We start from the raw sequence: 18915 nt of genomic DNA, 5'->3' as shown, positions 1-18915 counted from the left end.
CCGCGATTGTCAGTTGCCCGCTATATATGCCCGCTATTACCGCGTCACAAGCAAGGCGGCTTGGGCCAGCCGTAACGCCAAGGAAATTAGCGTGTTGCGGAAAATTGGGGCAGCCTTTACGTCTTGGCCCGAAATGACGCCGGCTATCGCCCGCCGGCAGTGGGGGAAAGGCATGCGGATTGCACGTTTCGTCATAGGCGCCTTGGCTGGCCTGCTCCTGGCCGGGTCGGCGCATGCCGAGACGCTGCGCCTCGGCGTGGCGGCCCCGCTCAGCGGCCCCTCGGCCGTCCTCGGCGCGCAGGTCCGCGCCGGCGCGCAGGCCGCAGCTGAAGACGGCTCGGTGACGCTCGAGATCGCCGACGACGCCTGCACCGCCGACGGCGGTGCCAAGGCCGCCAGGCAATTCGCGAAGGCCAAGGTGCAGGCCGTGGTCGGCTTCCTCTGCGGCGAGGCAATCGAGGCGGCCATGCCGATCCTGAAAGAGGCCGGCATTCCCGTCGTCACCATCGGCGTGCGCACCGACAGCCTCACCGACAGTCGCGAAAAGACCGGCTGGCCCGTATTCCGCCTCGCCCCCCGCGCCGACAGCGAGCATGACGCTGCCGGCCTGCTGCTAACAAAGCTCTGGCGCGACAAGCTGTTTGCGATCGTCGACGACGGCACCATCTATGGCCGCGAGCTGGCCGAGAGCTTTCGCACCGCCGCCCAGCAGGATGGGCTGAAGCCGGTCTTCAACGACACGTTCCGGCCGCAGCTCGACAATCAGGTCGGCCTCGTCGGCCGTCTGCGCAAGGCCGATGCCACGCATGTCTTCGTGGGCGGCGACCGCGACGACATCGCCATCATGGCGCGCGACGCGCGCAAGATTGGCTTGAACATGGTGTTCGCGGGCGGCGAAACCCTGCGTGCGGCGCCCGGTCCGGTGCCACTGGCGGCCGGCACGCTGATGATCGCCCTGCCCGAATGGCAGGAGGTCGCGAACCCTGCCGTGGTCGAGAAATTCAATGCTGATCGGATCATCCCCGAAGGCTATGTCCTGCCCGCCTATGCGGCCGTCGAGGTCGTCCGCGCGGCGGTTGCCGAGGCGGCAGCGAGCGGTGACCTCAAGAAAGCGCTGACCGAACATGATTTCCAGACGGCAATCGGCCCTGTAAGGTTCGACGCCAAGGGCGATCTGTCCGAGAACCCGTACCGCGTCTTCCGCTATGACGGGACGCGCTTCTTGCCCGTGGAGGTTCAATGAGCTTCAAGGCCGGCCCCCGCAACCTCATAACCGACGTCGCCGGCCTGAAGGTCGGCAACTCGACCGACGCCAAGCTGAAATCGGGCGTGTCCGTGGTGCTCTGCGACGAGCCGGCTGTGGCCGGGGTGCAGGTGCTGGGCGGCGCGCCCGGCACACGCGAGACCGATCTTCTGGAGCCGCACAATTCGGTCGATACGATCAATGCCGTGGTGCTTTCGGGCGGCTCGGCCTTCGGGCTGGACGCTGCCTCCGGCGTGCAGGCGGCGCTGCGCGAGCGAGGCATCGGCTTTGCCGTGGCCGACCAGCGCATCCCCATCGTTCCCGGCGCCATCCTGTTCGACCTCATCAATGGCGGCGACAAGAACTGGGGCCGCTATCCGCCCTATCGCGAACTCGGCTATGAGGCCGTGCAGGATGTTGCGCTCGACTTCGAGATCGGCACTGCCGGCGCCGGCACGGGCGCGCTGGTCGCCGGCCTCAAGGGCGGCCTCGGCTCGGCCTCCACGGTGCTGCCAAACGGCATCACCATCGGCGCGCTGGTGGCAGCAAATCCGGTAGGCGCGGTCACGGTCGGCCGCAGCCGGCATTTCTGGGCCGCTCCGTTCGAGATCGGCGACGAGTTCGGCGGGCTCGGCCTGCCCTCGCCCCTGCCGCCGGAAGCGACCGATATAGAGCTGAAATTCCGCCAGCGGCCTGTGGCCGGGGCGAACACCACGATAGCCGTGATCGCCACCGATGCGGTGCTGACCAAGCCTGCCGCCAAGCGGCTGGCCATTGCCGCGCATGACGGTTTTGCCCGTGCCATCTGGCCGACGCACACGCCGATGGACGGCGATCTGGTCTTCGCGCTTGCCACCGGGAAGAGCGGCATCGCGCCCGATGTCGACGACATCACCGACCTCTATGCCGCCGCCGGCGCCACAATGGCGCGCGCCATCGCGCGTGCGGTCTATTCGGCAACGCCAGCGCCCGGCGACCTCATGCCGGTGTGGTCTTCACTGTCGAGCTGAGCGGCTGGTGGCCGTCTTCCTCTTCCTCGAAGGTGACGGCGACATTTGAGTTTGCCGACAGGCGTACCTTGTCGCCCTCGACCTCGGCCACGAGCGCCAGGGGGATATAGTGGTTGTGATGGCGGTGCGAGCCCTGCCCGCTATCCTGCTTCGAGAGCATGATGCGCTGGCCGGCCACAGCCTCGACCGTGCCAATATGCACGCCATCGGCGCCGATGACCTCCATGTGCTCGCGGATCTGGTGAATGGCATCTTCGCGTAAGTGGTCGGCGGCGGTCACGGCGGTATCCTCCCTTCGGCGGGCTTGCCGGATAACGCCCTGCCGCTGAATTGGATGCATATCTGCCGCAAGCTGGTATTCTTGGCAGGCTCGCGCATTGAGCAACGGGGCTTGGTCTGTTAGGAGCCCCCTCATTCAACGCTTAACGGACAGCTCGATATGATCCCTCGCTATTCGCGCCCGGAAATGGTGGCCATCTGGTCGCCGGAAACCAAGTTCCGCATCTGGTTCGAGATCGAGGCCTATGCCTGCGACGCGCTGGCCGAGATCGGCGTCATCCCCAAGGAAGCGGCCAAGACCATCTGGGAAAAGGGCGGCGCGGCAAGGTTCGACGTGGCGCGCATCGACGAGATCGAAGCTGTCACCAAGCATGACGTCATCGCCTTCCTGACGCATCTGGCCGAGTTCATCGGGCCCGACGCCCGCTTCGTCCACCAGGGCATGACCTCGTCGGACGTGCTCGACACCACGCTCAACATCCAGCTGGTGCGCGCGGCCGACCTGCTGCTGGCTGACATGGATCGCGTGCTCGCCGCGCTGAAGACGCGCGCCTTCGAGCATAAGGACACGATCCGCATCGGCCGCAGCCACGGTATCCACGCCGAGCCGACCACGATGGGCCTCACCTTCGCCCGTTTCTATGCAGAGATGTCGCGCAACCGGGCGCGTCTGGTCGCGGCGCGCGCGGAAATCGCCACCGGCGCCATTTCGGGCGCGGTCGGCACCTTCGCCAATATCGATCCCTATGTTGAGGAATATGTCTGCGAAAAACTCGGCCTCGCGCCCGAGCCCGTTTCCACGCAGGTCATCCCGCGCGACCGGCACGCCATGTTCTTCGCGACCCTCGGCGTCATCGCTTCCTCGATGGAGAACGTCGCCATCGAAATCCGCCATATGCAGCGCACCGAGGTTCTCGAGGCGGAAGAATTCTTCTCGCCCGGCCAAAAAGGCTCGTCGGCTATGCCGCACAAGCGCAACCCGGTGCTGACCGAAAACCTCACCGGCCTTGCTCGGCTCGTGCGCATGTCGGTCACGCCGGCGATGGAAAACGTGGCGCTCTGGCACGAGCGTGACATTTCCCATTCAAGCGTCGAGCGCGCCATCGGCCCGGACACCACCATCACCCTCGACTTCGCACTGAACCGGTTGGCCGGCGTCATCGAGAAGCTGGTGATCTACCCCGAAAACATGCTGAAGAACCTGAACAAGTTCCGGGGGCTGGTGCATTCGCAGCGCGTGCTTCTGGCGCTCACGCAGGCCGGCGTCTCCCGCGAGGACGCCTATCGCCTCGTCCAGCGCAACGCCATGAAGGTCTGGGAAGAAGGCAAGGATTTCCTTGAAGAACTTCTGGCCGACCAGGAAGTGCGGGCCGCGCTTTCGGAAGAGGCGATCCGTGAAAAGTTCGACCTCAGCTACCACACCAAGCATGTCGACACGATCTTCAAGCGGGTGTTCGGGGAAAGCTGATCTCGCCCAAAGGTTACGGCGGGCAACGTTCCGGCCGCATCGACCTGCCAAAGAAAAAGGGCCTGCGCATCGTGGCGCAGACCCTTTTCTTTTGAACTATTGTCAGGCCTTGTCGGGCACCGTCCTGATCACGGTGCCCCAGGGGTCTTCCCGGGTCTCGTTCGTCTTGGCGTTTGCCGAGCGCATCTCGACCCAGCTCAAGCCGGTGCGGCCAGCGTCGCGCTTGCCGGCATGCGGGCTCTGCCACGAATTGGCGCCGATGTGGTGGTGATAGCCGCCGGACGACAGGAATACTGCCTGGCCGCCATATACGGCCACGGTGTCGAAGCCGAATTCCTTGTGCCACCAGGCCTCGGCTTCCTTCGGATCGCCGACGCGCAGATGCACATGGCCGATCACGCTGTTTTCCGGCGCGCCCTTCCATTCGGCGTTGTCGGCCGGCACCGTGGCGAGAACGTCCGGCACATTCAGGCCAATGGTCGCCATTTCGACATGCGAGCCGTGCCAATTCCAGCTTTCGTGTGGGCGGTCGGCGTAGATCTCAATGCCATTGCCTTCGGGGTCGGTGAGGTACAGCGCCTCGCTGACCAGATGGTCGGATGCGCCGTCGACCGGGATGCGCTGGTCTATGGCGTGCCTGATCCAGCGGCCGAGATCGGCGCGCTCAGGCAGCAGGAAGGCGGTATGAAACAGCCCGGCGCTGCGGGGGTCGTCGGGCTTTGCCGCTCGGTCGGCCTCGATGTCGAGCAACGGCCGGTTCCCTGCACCGAGCGTGATGACCGAGCCGTCCCGCGACAGTTCATTTAGGCCGACCACTGCACGGTAGTAGGCGGCAAGCTTGTCGGCGTCCTTCGCCTTGAGGCCGACGCGGGAAACGCTGATCGGCGTGGTGGCGGCAAATGGCAGTTCGCTCATCTTCGGCTCCGTGCGGCCGGCACCCACCGTCGCCCCAAGGGCGAGCAATGCGGTGCTGCCGACCAATTTGCGTCGTGTCAGTTCCAAAGCCACTCTCCGGCCAACACGGCTGTTTCGTCATCTCATAAATCTGCGAGGATGATCGTTCACACAAGCCGGCAATTAGCGAACACCGCGTTCACCAGATCGACAGTTAGCAGCGGTGCTGCTCAATTACCGATTGTACCAATGTGCGATAAGCGGAGACGCATCCGCTGCCCATCTGCTAACTGATGGGGAGCAAAAAAAACCTTATCCGAATGGATTTCATGAACACCGAGCAATCCTTCTCCCTGCGCCCAGCTCATCGAGCCGATGGCCTCGCCGTGTTCGAAGTCACGCGATTTTCCGTGCGTGCGCTCGCGAAGAACCACTATTCCCCCGAGCAAATCGACGGGTGGATGGGCAATCGCACTGCGGAATACTATGAGGACCTCATCGCCAAGGGTCGAATGGTCGTCGCCGAACAAGCCGGCAGGATCGTCGGTTTTGTCGACTCAGAGCCCGGAGAGGTCACCCGGCTGTTCCTCTTGGAGGAGGCGGCCGGTTCTGGCCTCGGCAAGCGATTGCTCGAAATCGGGATCGACCATGCCCGCTTGGGGCACGAAGGACCGATCAAGGTCGAGTCTACGATCAATGCCGAGGGCTTTTACCAGCGGCATGGCTTCCGCACGCTCAAGCGAGGCTTCTTCTCCCATGGTGTAGGCGGAGACCCGATCGAAATCGTGCATATGGAATTGTGACGAGAGGGAGTTGTTGCGCGCGCTTGCCGTGGTCCGAGCAAGGGGTCGACGTTCGTTCGAGCATCTTGGAGGTTGCACCGGAAATGCGTCGTCGCTACATGCGCGGTCATGAAGGTCAAAGACGCAGATATCCTCATCGTTCCCGGCTACACCAACTCCGGGCCGGACCACTGGCAGAGCCGCTGGGAGTCAAAACTCTCGACGGCGCGTCGTGTGCAGCAGGCAGAATGGTCCAAGCCTGTCCGCGAGGACTGGGTGGAAGCTGTCGCCAACGCGGTGAACGAGGCTGAAAAGCCGGTCGTGATCGTTGCGCATTCGCTCGGCGTGCCGACGGTCGTCCATGCCGTACCGCTGTTCACGAAGCCGGTCGCCGGCGCCTTCCTGGTCGCGCCGCCGGACGTCGCCAATCCCGAGATCCGGCCGAAGCACCTGATGACCTTCGGCCCCTACCCACGCGATCCGCTGCCGTTTCCGTCGGTGGTGGTTTCGAGCAGCAACGATCCGTTCTGCTCGCAGGAGATCGCGGCCGACATCGCCGCCGCCTGGGGCTCGCAGCTGATCCATGCCGGAGACGCCGGTCATATCAACAGCGATGCAGGCTTCGGCCCCTGGCCGGAAGGCTCGATGGCTTTCGCCAATTTCCTGACGCGGCTGCCCGGCTGAGGCGGGTCAGTAACCCGTCTTCCCGGAAGCCTTGCTCGCCTGCGGCGCGCCGAGCGCGCCACGAGCGGTCTTGAGCAGGCTTTCGGCGCCAAGCGAGATGTAGCGGTGCTCGGTGCCCAGCGCCAGGAAGCGGTAGCCCATCTCGACGAAACGGCCGCACATGCCGGCATCGACCACGAAGATGCCCGCATGCTTGCCCGCCACCTTCGCCCGGGCCGCAATGCGCGCCAGCGTTTCCATCATGTCTTCCAGCGTCGCATCCACGGTCTCACCCTCGGTCCAGGCGATGGAGAAATCCGCCGGGCCGACGAAGATGCCGTCGACGCCGGGCGTCGCCAGGATGCCGTCGAGCACGTTCAGCGCAGCCCGCGTTTCGATCATGGCGAAGGAAACCGTCGCCGCATTGCTCTCGCGCAGCCAGGCTGTCGGGTCCTTGCTGCCGAACCGCGGCGCCGCGAAGGTCGGCCCCCAGGAGCGTTCGCCGACCGGCGGATATTTCATCAAGGCTGCAAAACGGCGCGCATCCTCCACTGAATTGACCATCGGGGCGATCACCGCCTCGGCGCCGAAGTCGAGGGCGCGGCTGGCCATGTCGAAGCGGCCGACCGGAATGCGCACCACCGGGTGCTTGGCCGCCCGCAGCACCGGCACGATGCTGCGCAAGATGCTGTCCTCGTGATGCCCGCCATGCTGCATGTCGAGCGTGACCGCATCAAAGCCCTGCGCGGCGACGATCTCGACCGTCAGCGCGTCCGGTATACCGGACCAGGCCGTGAGCAGCGTTTCACCGGCGTTCAGGCGGGATGCGATCGTCATGGGCAAAACTCCTCGGAATCTTCTGACATGTGAACCGGAAACCGATCGCAAGGCAAAGAAAAACCGCCCGGCAAGCGGGCGGTTCCTTGGTCCAGAGCGCAAGTGGCTCAGCTGTTCTTGATCTGCTCGGCTGCGACGGCGAGCATTTCGTCCATCGTGCGGCGGATCTGGTGATCCGACTGCGCAACGCCGGCCGCATCGAAATCGCGGCGGATCTTGCGGAACACGTCGTGGTCGCCAGCCTCTTCGACATCCGCCACGACCACTTCCGTCGCGTATGCCTCGGCGTCGGCGCCCGTCTTGCCGAGCTTTTCGGCGGCCCACAGGCCGAGCATCTTGTTGCGCCGGGCCGTCGCCTTGAACCGCAATTCCTCGTCCATGACGAACTTCTTCTCGAAGACCTCTTCGCGGTCCTTCATGCTAGTCATGCGCAATTCCTCCGGATCAATACCGATTCGAGACTGACTATATGGGTCTGGGCAACACAAACCGAAAGCCGTTTGCCGGTCAATATGGGCCGAACCATGCTGCACTGCGGCATTTTGCTTGCAAAACCAGTTGATCGCACAGATTTGCTCATTGAGGAAACGGCGCGTTTGGGATAGAGACCGCTTGAAACCCCATGAGCGCCGCGATCTTCGCGCGCGAGATGCAGGGAGCGGCTCCGTGCCGTCGGCCCTTGAATTCAGAGAACAATGAGATGAAAAATCGCCGCCGCATCTACGAAGGCAAGGCCAAGATCCTTTATGAAGGACCGGAGCCGGGCACTCTGATCCAGTTCTTCAAGGATGACGCCACCGCCTTCAACAAAAAGAAGCACGACATCGTCGACGGCAAGGGCGTGCTCAACAACCGCATTTCCGAGCACATCTTCACCCATCTCAACCGGATGGGCATTCCGACCCACTTCATCCGCCGCCTCAACATGCGCGAGCAGCTGATCAAGGAAGTCGAGATCATCCCGCTCGAGATCGTCGTGCGCAACATCGCCGCCGGTTCGCTGGCAAAGCGCCTCGGCATCGAGGAAGGCACCGTCCTGCCCCGCTCGATCATCGAATTCTACTACAAGGCCGACGCTCTCGACGACCCGATGGTGTCGGAAGAGCACATCACCGCCTTCGGCTGGGCAAGCCCGCAGGAAATCGACGACATCATGGCTCTCGCCATCCGCGTCAACGACTTCCTCTCCGGCCTGTTCCTCGGCGTCGGCATCCAGCTCGTCGACTTCAAGATCGAATGCGGCCGCCTGTTCGAGGGCGACATGATGCGCATCGTCGTCGCCGACGAGATCTCGCCCGACAGCTGCCGCCTGTGGGACGTCAACACCCAGGACAAGCTCGACAAGGACCGCTTCCGCCGCGACATGGGCGGGCTCGTCGAAGCCTACCAGGAAGTGGCGCGCCGGCTCGGCATCATGAATGAAAACGAGCCGCCGCGCCCCACCGGCCCGGTCCTCGTAAAGCACTGAACCAAATCCTCGGGCGCGTCCAAAAACGCGCCCGAACAACTTTTAGTCGACTTCTCGGAGTGAAATGCCCGTGATCAAGGCCCGCGTAACCGTCACCCTCAAGAACGGCGTGCTCGACCCGCAAGGCAAGGCGATCGAACATGCACTCGGCAGCCTCGGCTTCGAAGGCGTCGGACAAGTTCGCCAGGGCAAGGTGTTCGACATCGAGATCGAAGGCACCGACGCCGCCAAGGCCGAAGCCGACCTCAATGCCATGTGCGACAAGCTTCTGGCGAACACGGTCATCGAGAACTATAGTGTGTCCATAACCTGAGGTTGAAACCGGAGGGTGTAGTGGCTGAAATCTCAAGCGATCTGATCTACGAAGTGCTTAAGAAAATTCAGTCCCGCCTCGACGGACTTGAGCACAGTGTCCGCGAGGTCAAGCAAGAGCTGATAGCCATTCGCGGCCACATGCTTTCAATGCAGAGCGACGTTCACAATATCTATACGAAGCTCGACAGGCATGACGAAAGCTTCGATCGCATAGAACACCGTCTCGAACTGCGCGAACTCGCCGAAACGCAAAGGCCTTACGAACCGAAATGAAATCTGCCGTCGTCGTCCTCCCCGGCCTCAATCGCGACCGCGACATGATCGCGGCGCTGACCAAGATTTCGGGCACCGCCCCCGTCACCATCTGGGAGACGGACACCGACATCCCTGACGTCGACCTGATCGTCATCCCCGGTGGCTTCTCCTATGGCGACTACCTGCGCTGCGGCGCTATCGCAGCCCGCATGCCGGTCATGCGCGCCGTGGCCGAAAAGGCCGCCAAGGGCGTTCAGGTCATCGGCGTCTGCAACGGCTTCCAGATCCTGGTCGAATCTGGCCTGCTGCCGGGCGCACTGATGCGCAACACATCGCTGAAGTTCGTCTGCCGCGAGGTGAAGCTTCAGGTGGCCAACGCCAACACCGCCTTCACCCATCGCTACAAGCCGGGCCAGATCATCCGCTGCCCGGTCGCCCATCATGACGGCAACTACTTCGCCGATGCCGAGACGCTGGCGCGCATCGAGGGCCAGGGCCAGGTGGTGTTCCGCTATGCCGAAGGCACCAACCCCAACGGCGCGATCAACGACATTGCCGGCATCGTCAACGACAAGGGCAATGTGCTCGGCCTGATGCCGCACCCCGAAAACCTGATCGAACCGGCCCATGGCGGCACCGACGGGCGCGGGCTATTCGAAAGCGCGCTCGGCGTGGCCGCGTGAGACGACCTGGCGCCTGAACGGTTCAGCGAACATCCCACCGACCGCAACCCACGATTCGAAAAGGCGAATGTCGCGGCATGAAGAAGCTTTGCATGGTTTCCGCAGTGTTTTCGGCGCTGCTTGCGCTCGGCGCTTGCCAGTCCGGCTCCAAGCCTTCGAGCTCGAATGCCGGCTCGGGCAAGAGCGCATCGCTGAAATCCATGGAGCAGGTGGCCATCGCAGCGCACAGATGCTGGTTCGCCAGCAAGGACCCTGCCTTCAAGTCCTATCGCATGGCCAATGAGTTGAACGCCTTCGGCGGCACGCCGCGCTTCCTGCTGGTTCCGGCCAAGAACTATGGCGGCCTGCCGCTGCTGGTCGTGCAGGCGCGCGGCAATTCGAGCCGGATCGAGCATTTTGGCCCACTGACGACCGAGCCGCTCGGCGCACGCATCAATGCCGATCTCGCCCGCTGGGCCACTGGCAACAGCGACTGCGGCAGCGCGGCCTGATTTTCGATGGGCGAGGGACCGAAAAGAGCGGAGAGGTCCCCTGCCCGCACCATGACACCCGCTATCTTGTGCCATGCGTCATCGCAATCCTTGCAGACCTTGGCATTTCACGCTTTAGGAAGCTTCCGAAGCTGAACTGACGGAAAAGGCCCGATCCCATGACCATTTCCAATACCGTGAAAATCACGGACGAGCTGATTGCATCGCACGGGCTGAAGCCCGACGAATACCAGCGCATCCTTGAACTCGTCGGGCGCGTGCCGACCTTCACCGAACTCGGCATCTTCTCGGCCATGTGGAACGAGCACTGCTCGTACAAGTCCTCCAAGAAGTGGCTGCGCACCCTGCCCACAAAGGGTGACGTCGTCATCCAGGGGCCGGGCGAGAACGCCGGCGTGGTCGACATTGGCGACGGCGAATGCGTCGTCTTCAAGATGGAGAGCCACAACCACCCCTCCTACATCGAGCCTTATCAGGGCGCGGCGACCGGCGTCGGCGGCATCCTGCGCGATGTCTTCACCATGGGCGCCCGCCCCGTGGCGGCCATGAACGCGCTGCGCTTCGGCGCGCCGGACCACCCCAAGACGAAGCATCTCGTGGCCGGCGTCGTAGCCGGCGTCGGCGGCTACGGCAATTCCTTCGGCGTGCCGACGGTTGGCGGCGAGGTCAATTTCGACCCGCGCTACAACGGCAACATTTTGGTCAACGCCTTCGCAGCCGGCCTCGCCAAGACCGACGGCATCTTCCTCTCCAAGGCCGAGGGTGTGGGCCTGCCGGTAGTCTATCTCGGTGCCAAGACCGGTCGCGACGGTGTCGGCGGCGCGACCATGGCGTCCGCTGAATTCGGCGACGACATCGAGGAAAAGCGCCCGACCGTGCAGGTGGGCGATCCCTTCACCGAAAAGTGCCTCTTGGAAGCCTGCCTCGAACTCATGGCCTCGGGCGCCGTCATCGCCATCCAGGACATGGGTGCTGCCGGCCTCACCTGCTCTGCCGTCGAGATGGGCGCCAAGGGCGATCTCGGCATCGAGCTCGACCTCGACATGGTGCCGGTGCGCGAAGAGCGCATGACCGCCTACGAGATGATGCTCTCCGAAAGCCAGGAGCGCATGCTCATGGTGCTCAAGCCCGAAAAGGAGGAAGAGGCCGAGGGTATCTTCCGCAAGTGGGGGCTCGATTTCGCGATCGTCGGCAAGACCACCGACGACCTCCGCTTCCGCGTGCTGCATCAGGGCGAGGAAGTCGCCAACCTGCCGATAAAGGAACTCGGCGACGAGGCGCCCGAATATGACCGCCCCTGGGTCGAGCCCAAGACGCACGAGCCGCTGGCCAAGGACGACATTCCGCACGCAGACGTAGCCGATGCGCTGCTGAAACTGCTCGGCAGCGCCAATATGTCGAGCCGCCGCTGGGTATGGGAACAGTATGACACGCTGATTCAGGGCAATTCGCTGCAGCTTCCCGGCGGCGATGCCGGCGTGGTGCGCGTGGAAGGCCATGCGACCAAGGCGCTGGCCTTCTCGTCCGACGTGACGCCGCGCTATTGCGAGGCCGATCCCTATGAGGGCGGCAAGCAGGCCGTGGCCGAATGCTGGCGCAACCTGACCGCGACCGGCGCCGAGCCGCTGGCCGCCACCGACAACCTCAATTTCGGCAATCCCGAGCGCCCCGAGATCATGGGCCAGTTCACCAAGGCCGTCACCGGCATCGGCGACGCCTGCCGCGCGCTCGGGTTCCCGATCGTTTCGGGCAACGTCTCGCTCTACAACGAGACCAATGGCCAGGGCATCCTGCCTACGCCGACCATCGGCGGCGTCGGTCTCATCCGCGACTGGTCGAAGATGGCGCGCATCGGCTTTGCGGCCGAAGGCGAAGCCATCCTGCTCGTCGGCGCGCCGGCCTCCTGGGGCACGCATCTGGCGCAGTCGGTCTATATGCGCGACATCCATGGCCGCACCGACGGCCCGCCGCCGGCGGTCGATCTGGAGCATGAGAAGAAGGTGGGCGATTTCGTCCGCGCGCTCATCGCCGACGGCATCGCAACTGCCGTGCACGACCTTTCCGATGGCGGCCTCGCTGTCGGCCTCGCCGAAATGGCGATGGCCTCCGGCATCGGCGCAACCGTCAACCAATTGAAGGACTTGTCGCCGATTCCTGTCTTCTTCGGCGAAGACCAGGGCCGTTATCTCGTGACGATCCCGCGCGACCGCGTCGACTGGTTCTATCAGGAGCGTGTCAAGGACACGGGCGTCTTCGCGCCCTGGATCGGCACCACCGGCGGCAGCGAATTGAAGCTGGGCGACGCCCGCGCAATCGCCGTCTCGGCAATGCGCGAAGCGCATGAAGCGTGGTTCCCGCAATTCATGGATAACGAATTGTCGAACGCTTAATCCATGGGCCTTCGGGTGGGCTATTCCGAGATCAGGCGAAAGATAAAGGAGGCCGTGGTTTATCGGCTCTCCCGCCCCAAGCCGCCACGTCATCCGACGCCACTCGCTGGGCCGGTGCTCGTCGTCGGCTCAGCCCCGGTCTCGAATCTGCCCAAGGGCTTCGATGAGAGCTTTTCGGTTCTCACCGTCAATGGCTCGCAGTCGGTAGCGAAGAAGTGGGGCATCTCAAAGCCTGACGCGACCTTCCTGCAGTTCAACCAGATCGAAGGAACGAACGACAACGCTGTTGCCGTTCGTCGTGTTCTCAATGGCGAAGAGACCGGCATCCTGCATGTGATCCGCTGGCCGTTCGAAGAACAACGCCTGCGGGACGGACTGTCTGCCTTCAACTATCGCTGCGACGAGCTTCGGCTGGTGGACCAGTATCACCGCATGGCGCTGTACGAAGCCATCATAGGCAAGCGCCACAGCGAGTTGGACAACGCCCGGAAGTTTTCGAATGGCGTGACCGCGGTGCTCTATGCGCTCCTCAGCGGCGCACCGGCCGTGATCATCTCGGGTATCAACCCCGGGTCGAGCGGCCACGTCTACAACGACCTTGGCCTGCAAAGACTTCATAGCGATATGGATCGCGCGGTCCTGCTCACGCTTCACGCGCGCGGCGCCGGGATTTTCACTGCCGATCCCGAAGTCGCTGCCTCGACTGGGCTGCCGCTCTGGCAAGGCCGTATCTGATCGGCCTGCTCGGCTCGTTCTGGCGACACCCGACGATTGACCTTGTTTCGCGCAACGGCCATATCTGAAGGAGTGAGATTGGAGACTCCTTCATGGCAATGGACGCACGCGACATCGAGAAGCTGATCAAGGACGGCATTCCCGATGCCAAGGTCACGATCCGCGACCTTGCCGGTGATGGCGACCACTATGCAGCCGAGGTCGTGGCCGAAAGCTTCCGCGGCAAGAGCCGCGTCCAGCAGCACCAGATGGTCTATGAGGCCCTGAAAGGCAATATGGGCGGCGTGCTGCACGCGCTGGCCCTGCAGACCAGCGCCCCGGACTGAGCCGAGAGCGTTTCAGCCGGAACGACCGCTTGCCGAAGCAAATCGACCATAGGTTGGAGGGCTTCGGCGGAGGTCGTGCCCGGAGCTACGGCTGCCGCTTCGCAAACACCGCCAATATCGGCCCCACCGGATTGGCGCCGCCCATGATCATGTCCTTGCCGTTCGACAGCGCCGAGATCGCGCCGTCGAAATAGAGCGCATTCGGACATTGCAGCGCATCGCGGAACAGGCGGCCGAAGCTGCCAAAACTCACCGGTTGGCGGGAGATCGCCAGCACCACCGTGTCCGGGTCGCGCACGCCCACGCCGTTGCGAATGAAGCGCGACGAGCCGTTCTCCTCGAAACGCGGATGCAACTGGCCGTCGATGACAAGCAGCGGGCCTGACTGCGTGGCAAAGGAGTCTGCAGGCGGGGCCGCGGCATAGGCGCTCGATTCGGTGATCGCGGCAGTTCCATCGGCGCGAATGCTGAAGACGCCGTTCGGCTTCATGAAGAAATTGCCGATGCCGCTCGCCAGTTCGATCGGGCTGGTCTGCCGGCCGTCCTCGACCAAGAGGCCGACCGCGGACAAATCTTCGTGATACATGCCCGCATTCATCGACAGGATCGGCTGCCTGCCCTGCCCGCTCATTACTGCGTCGAAGTTTTTCAGCGAGCGGTAGGGCTTGCTGTCGGCATCCTTGTGGAACAGACCGATGTCATAGCTGCGCAGGTCGATCTCGCAGACGATATGGTCGATGCCTTCGAAGCTCAAATCGCGGCAGGGCACCGGAAGCGCCACTGCAACCTGCGCCGCAACGACAGGGCGCGCAGGCTTGCGCTTCGGCCAGAAGGCGACCACCGCAAGGCATCCAAGGACAAGCAACGCAGTCGCAAGGATCGTCGAGCGATTGGTGAGACGTGAGGTGGTGCGCAGCAAGGTTTTCCCGTCAGTTGTCACGTCGCCGGTGCCGTCATTGTCAGGGCTCGACCTTGTCTCGCCCGGGCAATGGGGTTATTTGAAGAACGAATATCACGGCCCTGCGCGTGCGGGCGATGAAAGGCAAGTCATTATGAGCGGTATCAAGGATTTCATCGACAACGAGGTCAAGAACAACGACGTCGTCCTGTTCATGAAGGGCACCCCCGGTTTCCCGCAGTGCGGTTTCTCGGGCCAGGTCGTTCAGATTCTCGACTATGTCGGCGTCGACTACAAGGGCATCGACGTGCTGACCTCGATGGAGCTGCGCCAGGGTATCAAGGAATATTCCAACTGGCCGACCATCCCGCAGCTCTATGTGAAGGGCGAGTTCATCGGCGGTTGCGACATCATCCGCGAAATGTTCCAGGCCGGCGAATTGCAGGCCCTTTTTGAAGGCAAGGGCGTAGCCACAAAGGCCGCCTGATAGCCTGACAAGCAATAACCGTTCCGGCATCCGCGTCGGGACTTCCAGCAAAGGCGCCGGCCGTTCCGGCGCCTTATTTGGCGTTTCGACGGGGTGACTAAATGGACGCATCGACAGCAGTATCGGAATCTCGCCTCAAAGGCATAGGCAAGGTCGAGTTCATCGCCATGATGGCGATGCTCATGGCGCTCAATGCGCTCGCCATCGACATGATGCTGCCCGGCCTGCAGCAGATCGGCGCCAGCCTCGGCGTCGAGAACGAAAACCACCGGCAATATGTGATCTCGGCTTACCTGCTGGGCTTTGCCTTCGCGCAGCTGGCCTATGGCCCGCTGGCGGACCGTTTTGGGCGCCGCCCGCCGCTGCTCTTCGGCATCTGCATCTATGTGCTGGCCGCGGGCGCGGCGATGTTCGTGCCCTCGTTCGGCGCTCTTCTGGCGATGCGCTTCGTGCATGGCATCGGCTCGGCCGCCACCCGCGTCATCAGCGTGTCGATCATCCGCGACGTCTTCGGCGGCCGCAGGATGGCCGAGGTGATGTCGCTCGTCATGATGGTGTTCATGATCGTCCCGGTCATCGCGCCGGGCATCGGGCAGGTCGTCATGATCTTTGGCGAATGGCACCTCATCTTCGGCTTCATGGCCGTGATGGCCATCCTCGCCGGCATCTGGATCTGGGTGCGGCTGCCTGAAACGCTCGATCCGGCCGACAAGCGGCCATTCACGCCGATGACCATCCTGCGCGGCTTCGGCATCGTGCTCGGCAACCGGGTTGCGCTTTGCTACACGCTCGCCAGCTCCATCGTCTTCGGCGCCCTGTTCGGCTTCATCAACTCGGCCCAGCAGATTTATGTCGGCATCTACGATCTGGGCACCATGTTCCCGGTGGTGTTCGCGGGCGTTGCCATGTTCATGGCGCTGTCGTCGTTCCTGAATTCGCGCCTGGTCGGCCGCTTCGGCATGCGCCGGCTGTCGCATGGCGCGCTCATCGGCTTCATGACCGTGAGCTTCGTCTGGTTCACGCTTTCGCTGATGCTCGGCTACCTGCCCTTCCCGCTTTTCCTGGTGCTTTTCGCGCTTGCGATGTTCCAGTTCGGCCTTATCGGCTCGAACTTCAACGCGCTGGCCATGGAACCGCTGGGCCATGTCGCCGGCACGGCATCGTCGGTGCTGGGCTTCATGGGCACTGCCTGCGGCGGCGCCATCGGCGCGCTGATCGGCCAGTCGTTCGACGGCACGACCACCCCGCTAGCCGTCGGCTACTTCACTGTGTCGGTGGTTGGGCTGGTCTTCGTGCTGATCGCGGAGAAGGGCCAGCTGTTCCGGCCGCACAACAAGCCGGTATGACGAGGCGCCGCTGCAACTCGTAGCAGCCAAGCCCCCCCTCGCCGGGCCTCCGCTTCGCGCGGCCGGTCGAGGGGGAAATCCTCGGCTAGATACTCGGCGAATTAAGCGCCTTCCGGCACCATGAGCCCCGCGAAATCGAACAGGTTGCGGTCGAGCAGATGGCTCGGCCGCACATTGGTCAGCGCGCGGATCATGGTGTCCTTGCGGCCGGGCATGCGCCGCTCGATATCGTCCAGCATCGCCTTCATGGCGTTGCGCTGCAGGCCTTCCTGGCTGCCGCAGAGGTCGCAGGGAATGATCGGAAACTGCATCGCCTCGGCGAACTTTTCCATGTCGGCTTCCGCGCAATAACTCAGCGGCCGCAGCACCAGTGTGTCGCCCTCGTCGTTTAGCAGCTTGGGCGGCATGGCGGCGAGTCGGCCGCCATGGAACAGGTTCATGAAGAAGGTTTCGAGAATGTCCTCGCGATGGTGGCCCAGCACCAGCGCCGAGCACCCCTCCTCGCGCGCGATGCGATAGAGGTGGCCGCGCCGCAGGCGTGAACAGAGCGAGCAATAGGTTTTGCCCTCGTCGATCTTGTCGGTGACGATCGAATAGGTGTCCTGGTACTCGATGCGGTGCTCGATGCCGTGCTTGTTCAAAAAGTCCGGCAGGATGTGCTTTGGAAAGTGCGGCTGGCCCTGGTCGAGATTACAGGCCAGAAGCTCCACCGGCAGGAAGCCGCGCCACTTCAGGTCCAGCAGCAGCGCCAGCAGGCCATAAGAGTCCTTGCCGCCCGAAAGCGCCACCAGCCAGCGTTCGCCCGGCTTGACCATGGAAAAATCGTCCAGCGCCTGCCGCGTCTGGCGCAGCAGCCGCTTGCGCAGCTTGTTGAACTCCACGCCCGACGGCGTTTCACGGAACATGGGATGGCAGGCATCGCCTTCCAGATCGGCGATTGGTTCCGGCATCATGTTCATGGCGGTGTATTCCTGCTCGGTCGGTTTATGAGCCCGACTTAGAACAACGCCCGGCGGAGGGCAACGGGCAAACAAAAAGGCCGCCTCGAAGGCGGCCTTTCCGATAAATTCGAACTTCGCGACTGAATTAGCGCGAGTAGAATTCGACGACCAGGTTCGGTTCCATCTGCACGGCGAACGGAACGTCGGCCAGGCCCGGAACGCGCTGGAAGGTCGCGACCATCTTGTTGTGGTCGACTTCGATGTAGTCCGGCACGTCGCGCTCAGCCAGGCCGACCGACTCGAGAACGATCGTCAGCTGCTTCGACTTCTCGCGCACTTCGATCACGTCGCCGGCCTTGCAGCGGAACGAGCCGATGTTGACGCGGCGGCCGTTGACGTTGATGTGGCCGTGGTTGACGAACTGACGAGCGGCGAAGATCGTCGGAACAAACTTGGCGCGGTACACGATCGCGTCCAGACGCGACTCGAGCAGGCCGATCAGGTTCTCCGGCGTATCGCCCTTGCGGCGGTTTGCCTCGTCATAGGTCTTGCGGAACTGCTTTTCCGAAATGTCGCCGTAGTGGCCCTTCAGCTTCTGCTTGGCGCGCAGCTGCAGACCGAAGTCCGACAGCTTGCCCTTGCGGCGCTGGCCGTGCTGGCCGGGGCCGTATTCACGCTTGTTGACCGGGGACTTCGGACGGCCCCAGATGTTTTCGCCAAGACGGCGGTCAATCTTGTATTTTGCGGATTCGCGCTTGCTCATCGCATTCCCTTTCAAACAAATATGCCCGGAACCTCGTGCTCCGAGCGAAGGAAACGCGCCCTCCTCTGGCCTCCGTTTTCGAGACCTGACAGGATCTTCCGCGCAAAGCTGGCGGAAAAACCCACGGGACACGTAAACCGCACATCTCTGCGCGGCTGGCGGGTGGATAGGCGACTAAGCGCCGAAAGTCAACGCCATCGGGCGCTTCTCATGCGTTTGTCGCATCAAAACGCTCCCGCGCCTGCTGCAGCAACGGCTGGTTCCGCTGTGCCCACAGGCCAAGTGCGGCAATCGGCACCGCGATCGACTGGCCAATGTCCGTCAGCGCGTATTCCACCTCCGGCGGCGTTGTCGGCCGCACGGTGCGGCGCACCAGCCCGTCCCGCTCCAGCGAGCGCAGCGTGACGGTGAGCATGCGCTGGGAAATGCCCTCGATGCTGCGGCGGAGCGCATTGAAGCGCATCGGAGCAGGCTGGAGGTTGATGATCACCAGCAGGCTCCAGGTATCGCCGATACGGTCGAGCACGTCGCGCATCGGGCAGCTGCCATTTGCGCCGCGCTCAAACCCCGGATGCGTGTGCAGAAGCGGCGCAGCGCCTTCGGTCTTCACATTCACGTCCATGCGGTTCCCTCGCTGTTAC

General features: G+C 63.3%; 23 protein-coding genes. 15 read left to right on the top strand and 8 right to left on the bottom strand.

The features are described from left to right. The first annotated feature begins 172 nt into the window (after positions 1-172). Together C7I85_RS15100 and C7I85_RS15095 are read left to right on the top strand one after the other, a co-directional pair. A complete protein-coding gene (locus C7I85_RS15100) occupies positions 173-1243 on the top strand; it encodes a branched-chain amino acid ABC transporter substrate-binding protein (protein WP_106724831.1) in 1071 nt (356 codons plus the stop codon). Beyond that, entirely contained in the window at positions 1240-2253 is a 1014-nt protein-coding gene (locus C7I85_RS15095; RefSeq protein WP_106724830.1) for a P1 family peptidase, read from the top strand. The genes C7I85_RS15100 and C7I85_RS15095 overlap by 4 nt, the downstream gene beginning before the upstream one ends. On the opposite strand, the gene C7I85_RS15090 is transcribed toward C7I85_RS15095, so the two are convergent. After that, on the bottom strand, positions 2222-2479 hold the full coding sequence (locus tag C7I85_RS15090; RefSeq protein WP_106725087.1) for a DUF2171 domain-containing protein: 258 nt from the start codon (positions 2477-2479) through the stop codon (positions 2222-2224). The genes C7I85_RS15095 and C7I85_RS15090 overlap by 32 nt on opposite strands. A gap of 213 nt (positions 2480-2692) precedes the next feature. Here C7I85_RS15090 and purB point away from each other — a divergent pair, with 213 nt between their 5' ends. Then, positions 2693-4000, top strand: a complete 1308-nt coding sequence (purB, locus tag C7I85_RS15085; protein ID WP_106724829.1) for an adenylosuccinate lyase — start codon at positions 2693-2695, stop codon at positions 3998-4000. Between the two features lie 102 nt (positions 4001-4102). Here purB and C7I85_RS15080 read toward each other — a convergent pair whose 3' ends face one another. Next, complete coding sequence (locus C7I85_RS15080) at positions 4103-5002, bottom strand: VOC family protein (protein WP_428832862.1); 900 nt, start codon at positions 5000-5002, stop codon at positions 4103-4105. Between the two features lie 221 nt (positions 5003-5223). Between C7I85_RS15080 and C7I85_RS15075 the strand changes: the two genes are divergently transcribed. Together C7I85_RS15075 and C7I85_RS15070 are read left to right on the top strand one after the other, a co-directional pair. Then, a complete protein-coding gene (locus C7I85_RS15075) occupies positions 5224-5697 on the top strand; it encodes a GNAT family N-acetyltransferase (RefSeq protein ID WP_106725085.1) in 474 nt (157 codons plus the stop codon). Between the two features lie 108 nt (positions 5698-5805). After that, positions 5806-6360: an RBBP9/YdeN family alpha/beta hydrolase gene (locus C7I85_RS15070; RefSeq protein WP_106724828.1), complete on the top strand. Its 555-nt coding sequence runs from the start codon at positions 5806-5808 to the stop codon at positions 6358-6360. Positions 6361-6366: 6 nt separating this feature from the next. Here the strand turns inward: C7I85_RS15070 and C7I85_RS15065 are convergent, their stop codons facing one another. After that, positions 6367-7176, bottom strand: a complete 810-nt coding sequence (locus C7I85_RS15065) for an HpcH/HpaI aldolase family protein (RefSeq protein ID WP_106724827.1) — start codon at positions 7174-7176, stop codon at positions 6367-6369. A 107-nt stretch (positions 7177-7283) separates the two neighbouring features. Beyond that, entirely contained in the window at positions 7284-7604 is a 321-nt protein-coding gene (locus C7I85_RS15060) for a DUF1476 domain-containing protein (RefSeq protein ID WP_106724826.1), read from the bottom strand. A gap of 272 nt (positions 7605-7876) precedes the next feature. On the opposite strand from C7I85_RS15060, the gene purC reads away from it, so the two are divergent. From purC to C7I85_RS15020, 8 genes are all read left to right on the top strand, one after another. Further along, entirely contained in the window at positions 7877-8644 is a 768-nt protein-coding gene (purC, locus tag C7I85_RS15055; protein WP_106725084.1) for a phosphoribosylaminoimidazolesuccinocarboxamide synthase, read from the top strand. A 70-nt stretch (positions 8645-8714) separates the two neighbouring features. After that, positions 8715-8957: a phosphoribosylformylglycinamidine synthase subunit PurS gene (gene purS, locus C7I85_RS15050; protein WP_106724825.1), complete on the top strand. Its 243-nt coding sequence runs from the start codon at positions 8715-8717 to the stop codon at positions 8955-8957. Positions 8958-8977: 20 nt separating this feature from the next. Then, on the top strand, positions 8978-9232 hold the full coding sequence (locus C7I85_RS15045; RefSeq protein WP_106724824.1) for a hypothetical protein: 255 nt from the start codon (positions 8978-8980) through the stop codon (positions 9230-9232). Continuing rightward, positions 9229-9897, top strand: a complete 669-nt coding sequence (gene purQ, locus C7I85_RS15040) for a phosphoribosylformylglycinamidine synthase subunit PurQ (RefSeq protein ID WP_106724823.1) — start codon at positions 9229-9231, stop codon at positions 9895-9897. The genes C7I85_RS15045 and purQ overlap by 4 nt, the downstream gene beginning before the upstream one ends. Before the next feature lie 77 nt (positions 9898-9974). Further along, positions 9975-10388, top strand: a complete 414-nt coding sequence (locus tag C7I85_RS15035) for a hypothetical protein (RefSeq protein ID WP_106724822.1) — start codon at positions 9975-9977, stop codon at positions 10386-10388. Between the two features lie 158 nt (positions 10389-10546). Further along, positions 10547-12778, top strand: a complete 2232-nt coding sequence (gene purL, locus C7I85_RS15030) for a phosphoribosylformylglycinamidine synthase subunit PurL (RefSeq protein WP_106724821.1) — start codon at positions 10547-10549, stop codon at positions 12776-12778. A 3-nt stretch (positions 12779-12781) separates the two neighbouring features. After that, positions 12782-13513 (top strand): membrane-anchored protein, encoded by a 732-nt coding sequence (locus tag C7I85_RS15025; RefSeq protein WP_106724820.1) that lies wholly within the window; start codon positions 12782-12784, stop codon positions 13511-13513. Positions 13514-13605: 92 nt separating this feature from the next. Then, on the top strand, positions 13606-13839 hold the full coding sequence (locus C7I85_RS15020; RefSeq protein ID WP_106724819.1) for a BolA/IbaG family iron-sulfur metabolism protein: 234 nt from the start codon (positions 13606-13608) through the stop codon (positions 13837-13839). Between the two features lie 85 nt (positions 13840-13924). Here C7I85_RS15020 and C7I85_RS15015 read toward each other — a convergent pair whose 3' ends face one another. Further along, the gene (locus tag C7I85_RS15015) at positions 13925-14779 is read right to left on the bottom strand and encodes a phosphodiester glycosidase family protein (RefSeq protein ID WP_245444959.1); all 855 of its coding nucleotides are present in this window, start codon (positions 14777-14779) and stop codon (positions 13925-13927) included. 112 nt (positions 14780-14891) lie between these two features. Between C7I85_RS15015 and grxD the strand changes: the two genes are divergently transcribed. Together grxD and C7I85_RS15005 are read left to right on the top strand one after the other, a co-directional pair. Next, positions 14892-15224, top strand: a complete 333-nt coding sequence (gene grxD, locus C7I85_RS15010) for a Grx4 family monothiol glutaredoxin (RefSeq protein WP_106724818.1) — start codon at positions 14892-14894, stop codon at positions 15222-15224. A gap of 101 nt (positions 15225-15325) precedes the next feature. Beyond that, positions 15326-16570 carry a multidrug effflux MFS transporter gene (locus C7I85_RS15005; RefSeq protein ID WP_106724817.1) on the top strand — a complete coding sequence of 415 codons (1245 nt, stop codon included), beginning with the start codon at positions 15326-15328 and terminating at the stop codon, positions 16568-16570. Between the two features lie 101 nt (positions 16571-16671). Here C7I85_RS15005 and ttcA read toward each other — a convergent pair whose 3' ends face one another. The 3 genes from ttcA to C7I85_RS14990 all read right to left on the bottom strand — a co-directional run bounded on the left by ttcA (position 16672) and on the right by C7I85_RS14990 (position 18896). Then, positions 16672-17529, bottom strand: a complete 858-nt coding sequence (gene ttcA / locus C7I85_RS15000) for a tRNA 2-thiocytidine(32) synthetase TtcA (RefSeq protein WP_106724816.1) — start codon at positions 17527-17529, stop codon at positions 16672-16674. A 127-nt stretch (positions 17530-17656) separates the two neighbouring features. After that, entirely contained in the window at positions 17657-18274 is a 618-nt protein-coding gene (gene rpsD, locus C7I85_RS14995; protein ID WP_106724815.1) for a 30S ribosomal protein S4, read from the bottom strand. Positions 18275-18482: 208 nt separating this feature from the next. Further along, positions 18483-18896 (bottom strand): winged helix-turn-helix transcriptional regulator, encoded by a 414-nt coding sequence (locus C7I85_RS14990; protein ID WP_106724814.1) that lies wholly within the window; start codon positions 18894-18896, stop codon positions 18483-18485. Between the last annotated feature and the right edge of the window lie 19 nt (positions 18897-18915).

The sequence above is a fragment of the Pseudaminobacter soli (ex Li et al. 2025) genome (genome assembly GCF_003012705.1).
GTDB classification, from domain to species: domain Bacteria; phylum Pseudomonadota; class Alphaproteobacteria; order Rhizobiales; family Rhizobiaceae; genus Pseudaminobacter; species Pseudaminobacter soli.
The sequence above is the reverse complement of the archived record's forward strand: the minus strand, read 5'-3'. Positions and strand labels throughout refer to the sequence as shown.

Bases quoted from the DNA above. Each gene is read 5' to 3' on its own strand.
- C7I85_RS15100 (WP_106724831.1), top strand. From the start codon at position 173: ATGCGGATTGCACGTTTCGTCATAGGCGCCTTGGCTGGCCTGCTCCTG.
- C7I85_RS15095 (WP_106724830.1), top strand. From the start codon at position 1,240: ATGAGCTTCAAGGCCGGCCCCCGCAACCTCATAACCGACGTCGCCGGC.
- C7I85_RS15090 (WP_106725087.1), bottom strand. From the start codon at position 2,479: ATGGAGGTCATCGGCGCCGATGGCGTGCATATTGGCACGGTCGAGGCT.
- purB (WP_106724829.1), top strand. From the start codon at position 2,693: ATGATCCCTCGCTATTCGCGCCCGGAAATGGTGGCCATCTGGTCGCCG.
- C7I85_RS15075 (WP_106725085.1), top strand. From the start codon at position 5,224: ATGAACACCGAGCAATCCTTCTCCCTGCGCCCAGCTCATCGAGCCGAT.
- C7I85_RS15070 (WP_106724828.1), top strand. From the start codon at position 5,806: ATGAAGGTCAAAGACGCAGATATCCTCATCGTTCCCGGCTACACCAAC.
- C7I85_RS15065 (WP_106724827.1), bottom strand. From the start codon at position 7,176: ATGACGATCGCATCCCGCCTGAACGCCGGTGAAACGCTGCTCACGGCC.
- C7I85_RS15060 (WP_106724826.1), bottom strand. From the start codon at position 7,604: ATGACTAGCATGAAGGACCGCGAAGAGGTCTTCGAGAAGAAGTTCGTC.
- purC (WP_106725084.1), top strand. From the start codon at position 7,877: ATGAAAAATCGCCGCCGCATCTACGAAGGCAAGGCCAAGATCCTTTAT.
- purQ (WP_106724823.1), top strand. From the start codon at position 9,229: ATGAAATCTGCCGTCGTCGTCCTCCCCGGCCTCAATCGCGACCGCGAC.
- C7I85_RS15035 (WP_106724822.1), top strand. From the start codon at position 9,975: ATGAAGAAGCTTTGCATGGTTTCCGCAGTGTTTTCGGCGCTGCTTGCG.
- purL (WP_106724821.1), top strand. From the start codon at position 10,547: ATGACCATTTCCAATACCGTGAAAATCACGGACGAGCTGATTGCATCG.
- C7I85_RS15025 (WP_106724820.1), top strand. From the start codon at position 12,782: ATGGGCCTTCGGGTGGGCTATTCCGAGATCAGGCGAAAGATAAAGGAG.
- C7I85_RS15020 (WP_106724819.1), top strand. From the start codon at position 13,606: ATGGCAATGGACGCACGCGACATCGAGAAGCTGATCAAGGACGGCATT.
- grxD (WP_106724818.1), top strand. From the start codon at position 14,892: ATGAGCGGTATCAAGGATTTCATCGACAACGAGGTCAAGAACAACGAC.
- C7I85_RS15005 (WP_106724817.1), top strand. From the start codon at position 15,326: ATGGACGCATCGACAGCAGTATCGGAATCTCGCCTCAAAGGCATAGGC.
- ttcA (WP_106724816.1), bottom strand. From the start codon at position 17,529: ATGAACATGATGCCGGAACCAATCGCCGATCTGGAAGGCGATGCCTGC.
- rpsD (WP_106724815.1), bottom strand. From the start codon at position 18,274: ATGAGCAAGCGCGAATCCGCAAAATACAAGATTGACCGCCGTCTTGGC.
- C7I85_RS14990 (WP_106724814.1), bottom strand. From the start codon at position 18,896: ATGGACGTGAATGTGAAGACCGAAGGCGCTGCGCCGCTTCTGCACACG.